This window comes from Streptomyces sp. adm13(2018), from assembly GCF_008042145.1.
Taxonomy (GTDB): domain Bacteria; phylum Actinomycetota; class Actinomycetes; order Streptomycetales; family Streptomycetaceae; genus Streptomyces.
In genome coordinates this window covers 334,678-342,952 of record NZ_RDBH01000114.1, presented here as the reverse complement: position 1 = coordinate 342,952, position 8,275 = coordinate 334,678, and the positions used below count along the sequence as shown (strand labels likewise).

4 protein-coding genes and 1 pseudogene are annotated in these 8,275 nt (G+C 74.8%); 3 read left to right on the top strand and 2 right to left on the bottom strand.

The window, feature by feature from the left end:
* The 3 genes from EAO70_RS13865 to EAO70_RS13855 form a co-directional block, all read left to right on the top strand.
* The coding region (locus EAO70_RS13865; protein ID WP_261992848.1) for a DUF1906 domain-containing protein at positions 1 to 957 on the top strand (957 nt) is incomplete at its 5' end.
* Positions 958 to 1,082: 125 nt separating this feature from the next.
* Positions 1,083 to 1,628: a SigE family RNA polymerase sigma factor gene (locus EAO70_RS13860; protein ID WP_148003271.1), complete on the top strand. Its 546-nt coding sequence runs from the start codon at positions 1,083 to 1,085 to the stop codon at positions 1,626 to 1,628.
* A 196-nt stretch (positions 1,629 to 1,824) separates the two neighbouring features.
* Positions 1,825 to 3,477, top strand: coding sequence for a long-chain fatty acid--CoA ligase (locus EAO70_RS13855; protein WP_148003270.1), 1,653 nt, complete (start codon positions 1,825 to 1,827; stop codon positions 3,475 to 3,477).
* Positions 3,478 to 3,534: 57 nt separating this feature from the next.
* On the opposite strand, the pseudogene EAO70_RS40350 reads toward EAO70_RS13855, so the two are convergent.
* Both EAO70_RS40350 and EAO70_RS13845 read right to left on the bottom strand, forming a co-directional pair.
* Positions 3,535 to 7,592: pseudogene (locus EAO70_RS40350) on the bottom strand (PAS domain-containing protein).
* Positions 7,593 to 7,739: 147 nt separating this feature from the next.
* On the bottom strand, positions 7,740 to 8,165 hold the full coding sequence (locus EAO70_RS13845; protein ID WP_148003477.1) for an SSI family serine proteinase inhibitor: 426 nt from the start codon (positions 8,163 to 8,165) through the stop codon (positions 7,740 to 7,742).
* Positions 8,166 to 8,275 lie beyond the last annotated feature (110 nt).

Below are 8,275 nucleotides of genomic sequence, written 5' to 3'. Positions count from 1 at the left end.
GTAGACGGGGGCAGCGGCGGCGCCCCGGGAAGCCCGGGCGCCGCCGCTGCCCCCGTCTACTTCGCCGGGCGGGCCTTCGACACGTGTGAGGCGCCGTCCCTCGCGGTGATGGACGCCTGGCGCGGTTCGCCTTACGGGGCCCTCGGGATCTACTTCGGCGGGCGCGGCCGCGGCTGTCCCGTCCAGCGGGAGCTGAACCCGTCCTGGGTCGCCTCCGTGCACGCCATGGGCTGGCGGTTGCTGCCGCTGTTCGTCGGTTCGCAGGCGCCGTGCGTGAACGCCGTCGCGAAGCGGCCGTTCGCCCTCGGCAGCGACCCCTCGGGCCAGGGCACCCGCGAGGGGGCCGAGGCGGTGAAGGCCGCGCGGGCCCTGGGCCTGGACACGAGCAGCCCGCTGTACCTCGACATCGAGGCGTACCAGCAGGACGACGCGCGCTGCGCCGCGACCACCCTCTCCTTCGTCCGCGCCTGGAACCGCGAGGTGCGCCGCCTCGGCTACCTGCCCGGGTTCTACAGCAGCGCCGACACGGGGGTGCGGGACATCGAGGCGGCGCGGCGGGCGGGGACGCCCGACATGCCGGCCGTGATGTGGTTCGCCCGCTGGCTGGGGCGGCCCGCCCTCGCCACCGAGCCGGTGCTGCACCCGGAGGCCTGGACGCCGCACGCCCGGATCCACCAGTACGCGGGCAACGTCGCCGAGACGTACGGCGGCCGTCGGATGCTCATCGACCGGAACACGATGGACGCGCCCGTGGCCCGCGTCGCCCCCTCGGCCCTGAGCGTGACCGAGGACGCCGAACGGGCGGAGGCCGGGGACGAGAACCGCACGGAGGACGGAGCCGAGGAGCGGTCGGAGGGCGGGGTCGAGGACAGGCCGGAGAACGGGGTCGAGGACAGGCCGGAGAACGGGGTCGGGAACGGGTCGGAGAACGGGGCGCCACCGGTCCGCCGACCCTGACGGCGCCCCGAGGGGTCTCCACCCAGAGGAGGTCGGGGCGTCCCCACCCCTACAACCTGAGGCGGACTGCGGGTCGGGACCTGGGGCCGATCCGCAGGACGCCCCTCCCCTCCTAGCGTGGAGCCATGACTCCGCCACCCTCTGGCCCCGTCTGCGCCGGTGCCTCGCAGTACGCGTCGTTCCCGACCTTCTCGTCGTACGTACGGGCGCGTGGGCCCGTGCTCCTGCGCACCGCGCGCTCCCTGACCGCCAACCCCTGCGACGCCGAGGACCTGCTCCAGACGGCGCTGGCCAAGACGTTCGTCGCCTGGGAGCGCATCGAGGACCACCGCGCCCTGGACGGCTACGTCCGCCGCGCGCTGCTGAACACCCGCACGTCGCAGTGGCGCAAGCGCAAGGTGGACGAGTTCGCCTGCGAGGAGCTGCCCGAGCCGACCGGCGTCCCGGAGCCGGACCCGGCGGAGCGGCAGGTGTTGCACGACGCGATGTGGCGCGCGGTGCTGAAGCTCCCCGAGCGGCAGCGCCAGATGGTGGTCCTCAGGTACTACGAGGATCTGAGCGAGGCCCAGACCGCCGAGATCCTGGGCGTGTCCGTCGGCACGGTGAAGAGCGCGGTGTCGAGAGCACTGGGCAAACTCCGCGAGGACCCGGAGCTGACCCCCGTCCGGTAGGGGGCGCGAGGGGCCGTCATGCAGCGTGCCGCAGCACGAGAAAACACGCGAAACCGTCCGATATCCGGCGTGCCGCATTACTCCTGCCAGTGATCACTGGCAATTTCCGTACTCTCGGGTAGTGACATACCGAGCGGTACGTGCGCAGAATCTCCCCACCCCTTCTGCCACGTAGCGCCCACCGGGAGGACGCCCCGTGTACAGCACCATGCAGGACGTACAGCTGACCGTGAGCCGCATTCTGAAGCACGGAATGACGATTCACGGAAAGTCGATCATCACCACCTGGACGGGGGAACCCGAGCCGCAGCGCCGCACGTTCGCGGAGGCCGGGGAGCGCGCGCACCAGCTTGCCAACGCCCTGCGCGACGAACTCGGCGTCGTCGGCGACCAGCGGGTCGCGACCCTGATGTGGAACAACGCGGAGCACGTCGAGGCCTACTTCGCGATCCCCTCCATGGGCGCGGTCCTGCACACCCTGAACCTCCGCCTTCCCCCCGAGCAGCTGGTGTGGATCGTCAACCACGCCGCCGACCGGGTCGTCCTCGTGAACGGCTCGCTGCTCCCCCTCCTCGCCCCGCTGCTGCCGCACCTGCCCACGATCGAGCACATCGTGGTCGCCGGCCCAGGGGACCGCTCCGTCCTGGACGGCGCGGCGGCCCGCGTGCACGACTACGAGGAGCTGATAGCCGGCCGCCCGACCACGTACGACTGGCCGGAGCTGGACGAGCGTTCGGCCGCCGCGATGTGCTACACCTCCGGCACCACGGGCGACCCCAAGGGCGTCGTCTACTCGCACCGCTCGATCTACCTGCACTCGATGCAGGTCAACATGGCCGAGTCGATGGGCCTGACCGACCGGGACACGACCCTGGTCGTCGTCCCGCAGTTCCACGTCAACGCCTGGGGCCTGCCGCACGCCACCTTCATGACCGGCATCAACATGCTGATGCCGGACCGTTTCCTCCAGCCGGCCCCGCTCGCCGACATGATCGAGCGCGAGCGGCCGACCCACGCGGCCGCCGTCCCCACCATCTGGCAGGGCCTGCTCGCCGAGGTCACGGCGAACCCCCGCGACCTCTCCTCGATGTCCCAGGTCACCATCGGCGGCGCGGCGTGTCCGCCCGCGCTGATGGAGGCGTACGACCGGCTGGGCGTCCGCCTCTGCCACGCCTGGGGCATGACGGAGACCTCCCCGCTGGGCACGATGGCCCACCCTCCGCACGGCCTGACCGCCGAGGAGGAGTGGCCGTACCGCGTCACGCAGGGCCGCTTCCCGGCCGGCGTCGAGGCCCGGCTGGTCGGCCCGGCGGGCGAGCACCTGCCCTGGGACGGCGAGTCGGCCGGCGAGCTGGAGGTGCGCGGCACCTGGATCGCGGGCGCGTACTTCGGCGGCGCCGCCGGCGAGCCGATCCGCCCGGAGGACAAGTTCAGCGAGGACGGCTGGCTCAAGACCGGTGACGTCGGCGTGATCAGCCCCGATGGCTTCCTCACCCTCACCGACCGCGCCAAGGACGTCATCAAGTCCGGCGGCGAGTGGATCTCCAGCGTCGAGCTGGAGAACGCGATCATGGCGCACCCGGCCGTCGCCGAGGCCGCCGTCGTCGCCGTCCCGGACGAGAAGTGGGGCGAGCGGCCGCTGGCGACCGTCGTGCTCAAGGAGGGTGCCACGGCGGACTACGAGACGCTGAAGGCCTTCCTCGCCGACGAGGGCGGCATCGCCAAGTGGCAGCTCCCGGAGCGCTGGGCGATCGTGCCGGTGGTGCCGAAGACGAGCGTCGGCAAGTTCGACAAGAAGGTCATCCGCAGGCAGTACGCGGAGGGCGCGCTGGACGTGACGGAGCTGTAGGCGGAACGAAGAAGGGGGGAGGGCGGTGACCGCCCTCCCCCCTTCTTCCGTCTCCGGTCAGTTGGTGCCGATCTTCGCGAGCAGATCGACGATCCTGGCCTGCACCTCGGTGCTGTTCGAGCGCTCCGCGAGGAAGAGGACCGTCTCGCCCGAGGACAGCTTCGGCAGCTCCTCCTCGGCGAGGTCGGCCGAGGTGTAGACGACGAGCGGAGTGCGGTTGAGCTGCCCGTTCGCCCGCAGCCAGTCGATGATCCCGGCCCGGCGGCGGCGCACCTGCATCAGGTCCATCACCACCAGGTTCGGCCGCGTCCGGGTGGCGAGGGTGACCGCCTCGGTGTCCGTGGCCGCCCGCGCGACCTGCATCCCGCGCCGCTCCAGGGTGGCGCCGAGCGCCTCCGCGATGTCCTCGTTCTCCTCGATGAGCAGGACGCGGGACGGGTGCTGCTCGCTGTCGCGCGGCGCGAGCGCCTTGAGGAGTACGGCCGGGTCGGCGCCGTACGCGGCCTCCCGGGTCGCCTGCCCCAGACCCGCCGCGAGCAGCACCGGAACCTCGGCGGCCACGGCGGCCTGACGCAGCGACTGGAGCGCGGTACGGGTGATGGGCCCGGTCAGCGGGTCGACGAAGAGCGCGGCCGGGAAGGCGGCGATCTGGGCGTCCACCTCCTCGCGGGAGTGCACGATCACCGGGCGGTAGCCCCGGTCGCTCAGCGCCTGCTGGGTGGAGACGTCGGGGGCGGGCCAGACCAGCAGCCGGCGCGGGTTGTCGAGGGGTTCCGGGGGGAGTTCGTCGRCGACCGGGCGCGGCGCGGGCCGGTTGGCGACCTCGACGGCGCCACCGGGACCGTCGAGCGGCTCGGGCCCCTCGGCMGKSCCCTCGMCGGGCGCTCCMATGGCGTACGCGCGTCCCTCGGGCGCACGGGACGGCGCCGGGGCCTCCGGCTGCGGGTGCGGCCTGGCCTCGCCGCCGGCCGGCACGGGGAGCGCGGCCGGCACGGGCGGGTCGGACTCGGGCGGGGTGGCGAGCCGGCGCCGCCGCCCGGAGCCGTTGGAACCGCCGGAGCCGTTGGAACCGCTGGAGGGCGGACCGGAAGGCGCCGGGGCGGGCAGCGGCGCCGCCGGGGGCGGCGGCACGAAGGGGACGCCCTGCCCGAGGGTGCGCACGCTGAACGCCCGCCCCTGGGTCGAGTCCTTCGGCATGGGCAGCTCGGGAGGCAGCGGCACCGATCCGGTCCCGGTCCCGGTCACTGATCCGGCCCCGGTCCCCGATCCTGAACTGGTGCTGTTCCGGGGCTCGGGCTGCGCGGCGGGCGCGGCCTGGACCGACTCCGACTCCGACCCCGGCTCGGGCGGCGGGGGTGCGACGGCCCGGCGGCGCCCGGTCGGCACGCCCTGCGGCAGCGGGTGCGGGTGGACCGGCGCAGGCATGTGTCCGGCGTCCGGAACACCCCGTACGGCCACGGCGTCGTGCCGGCTCTCGTCGGACACCGGCAGCGGCGCCGCGACGGGCGCGGGGGTGGCCTCTTCGTCCGCAGGCCGGTCCGCATCGGCCGGCGGAAGCGCGAACGGCGTCCGGGGCCCGGCCTCGGCCGCGGCCGCGCGCTCCTGCGCGGCGGCGAGCGCACGCCGGCGGCGTCCGCTCGGCTGCGCCTCGGGCGCGGAGTCGGCGGAGGCCACGGCCGGCAGGGCGCGGGCGAGGGCGGGCGCCGACGAAGCCCCGGAGGGGTCGACGGCGACACCCTGCGGCGGTACGGCGGCGCCGAGCGCGGCCCGTCCCTGCGCGCCTTCGGCGGCGGTCACGACCGAGCCTTCGGCGGGCCGTCCGCGACGGCGGCCGGTGGGCTCGACCAGGGAGCCGCCGGGGGCGTCCGGGGCCGCGCCGCCGACGGGGACGGCCTGGTCCACGCCCGCGTTCTGCTGGGCCGGGATCAGTTCGGCGGGTCCGCCGGGGGCTTCGGCCGTACGGGCCCGGCGGCGGCCGCTGGGCTCGGCGGCGGTCTCGGGGGCGACCGAGCTCTCCAGGAAGGCGTCCGTGGAGCCGCGCCGGGCCCGCCGCCGCCCGCCGCCGGACGGCTCGGAGGAGTCGGCGGGGACACCGGACGTCACCGGGGCCCCGGAGGACGCCACCGGGTGACCGAAGGACGCCGGCGCGCCGGAGGGGCCGGAAGGTGCGGGGACCGCGAGGAGGCCGGACGAGGCCGGGCCGGCTCGTGGCGCGGGGCTCTGTGGGGCTTGGGGTGCGGCTCCGGTGGGCGCCACGACGTGCGCGCCGGGCTTTGCCCTCGACCCCGGAGGCCTAGTACGGTGAGAATCGGGGGGAGGCCGGACGCGCCCGGGGCGACGGGGGCGGAGGCCTGCGCGGGCAGCGCGAGCGCCTCCCGACCACCACCGACGCGCCCGTCGGCCGCACCGGGCCCGCTCGCACCGGGCCCGATCGCCATGGGCCCGGACGCGCCGCCCAAGCGGGCCGCACCGTCCGACCCGTTCGAGCCGGGCGCCCCATGCGGGCCCTGCTCCGTCGCCGGGACCGTGCCCCGGCCCGTACCGAGCGGGACTTCGAGGACGTACGCGCCGCCGCTCGTCCCCGGCACCTCGTGGGTCTGCACGACACCGCCGTGCGCCGCCACGATGCCGCGGACGACCGGTCCGTGGACCGGGTCCCCGCCGGCGTACGGGCCCCGGACCTCGATCCGGACCACGTCACCGCGCTGCGCGGCCGCGACGACGATCGTGGAGTCGGCCGGTCCGGCGCCCGGGGCGGCGGTGCGGTTCTTGCCGGTCGCGTCGACGCCCGCGACGTCGGCGACCAGGTGCGCGAGCGCGGTGGAGAGCCGGGCCGCGTCCACCTCGGCCTCGATCGGCGGCGCGTGTACGGCGAACTGGGCGCGGCCGGGGCCGATCAGGTCGACCGCCCCGTCGATGCCCGCCGTGACGATGCCGTCGAGGAGCGCGACGCGCTTGTCCAGCGACTCGGCGCCGGCGTCCAGGCGCTGGTAGCCCAGGACGTTGTCGACGAGGGCCGTCATGCGGGCGTATCCGGCGGCGAGGTGGTGCAGGACCTGGTTGGCCTCGGGCCAGAGCTGTCCGGCGTCGTCCGCGGCGAGGGCGCCCAGCTGGCCGCGGAGCTCCTGGAGGGGGCCGCGCAGGGAATCGGCGAGGACGGCCGTGAGCTGCTCGTGCCGGGCGGCGAGGGAGGCGTACCGCTCCTGCTGCGCCTCCCGGTCGGCGGCGTTCCGCTCGGCCCGGTCGGCGAGTTCGGCGGTGTTCCGCTCGGTGATCTCCTTGATCTCGGCGGCGTGCTCCTCGACCAGCTGCTCGTACGGCCTGCGGTCGGTGAAGGTCATGACGGCGCCGACGAGCTGGTCGCCGTCGCGCACCGGGGCGGTCGTCAGGTCGACCGGCACGCGGTCACCCTTCTTCGCCCAGAGGACCTGTCCGCGGACGCGGTGCTTGCGGCCGGACTTGAGGGTGTCGGCGAGCGGCGACTCCTCGTACGGGAACGGCTCGCCGTCCGAGCGCTTGGCCAGGATCAGCGGGTGCAGCTCCTGGCCGCCGAGCTCGCCGGCGCGGTAGCCGAGGATCTGGGCGGCGGCCGGGTTGACCAGGACGACGCGGCCGTCGGTGTCCGTGCCGACGACGCCCTCGGAGGCGGCGCGCAGGATCATCTCGGTCTGACGCTGCGAGCGGGCGAGTTCGGCCTCGGTGTCGAGGGTGCCGGTGAGGTCCCGGACGACCAGCATGAGCAGCTCGTCGCCGGTGTAGCCGCCGTACGAGTCGTAGGCCTCGCGGCCGTCCTCCAGGCTGGCGCTGGTCACCTCGACGGCGAACTCGCTGCCGTCGGTGCGGCGGGCGATCATCCGGGTGGGCTTGGTGCGGCCGCGCTCGTCGGTGCCCTCGGGGCGGCGCATGGAGCCGGGGATGAGCCGGGAGTCGAAGCCGGGCAGGAGATCGAGCAGGCCGCGTCCGACGAGGGCGGTGCCCGGGGTCTCGAACATGCCGAGGGCGATGGTGTTGGCGTTGACGACCGTGCCGTTGCAGTTGACGAGCACGAGGCCGTCGGGCAGGGCGTCGAGTATGGCTGCGAGGCGAGCAGCGCCCCGGGATGGCCTGCTGCTCACGACGACGTTCCTCCCTGACGCACTGCAACGTGCATGCCCTATCGGCCGGCCGGCCCCATCTTGCCCCTCGGGCCGCACCCTGTCACGGAAGGGAGTCTAAGGGAGCCCGCGGGAAGGGGCCCCGGTCTCATTGCCTCCCATCCCGTCTCATCCCCGGACAAGAGGAAGGACAGGCTCCAGATTCTCCCAGCGGTTGATCTCGCAGCCGTTGGCGCGGGAGAAGCGGGCGTCGACCGTGCGCCCCTGCCAGGTGCCGGTGACGTGGGCGACGGCCGGACCGCCGTACACCTGGGTGCAGAACTCGTCCTCGGGCACGGGCGCGAAGGGGTCGCCACCCTCGTCCGCGAGCCGGTCGAGGCGGTCGCAGGCGTTCTGGTGGGCCGGGTGGTTTCCGGCGACCCGGTCGTCGCACCTCAGCTCGAAGGTGCCGTCGGCGTCCGGGTGACCGCTCTCGGCGACGGTCACGGTCAGCTTCTCGGGCGGGGAGAGCAGCGGCAGCGGCGGGAGCGGGCCGAGACCGGCGGTGCCGGCGGCGGCGGTGGCGAGGGACGCGAGGACGAGGCGGCGCAGCATGAGGGTCTCCCGGACGTCGAAGGGCCGGGGCACGCGCGCACGACGCGCCCCGCCCCCTCTAACGCTCCGGACGCCGGGGCGTTGCGCAAGCGGGGGGAGCCGACCGGGGG

What these genes read in the sequence shown, in the direction of transcription:
- EAO70_RS13845 (WP_148003477.1), bottom strand. Translation starts at nt 8,165, where the DNA reads ATGCTGCGCCGCCTCGTCCTCGCGTCCCTCGCCACCGCCGCCGCCGGC.
- EAO70_RS13860 (WP_148003271.1), top strand. Translation starts at nt 1,083, where the DNA reads ATGACTCCGCCACCCTCTGGCCCCGTCTGCGCCGGTGCCTCGCAGTAC.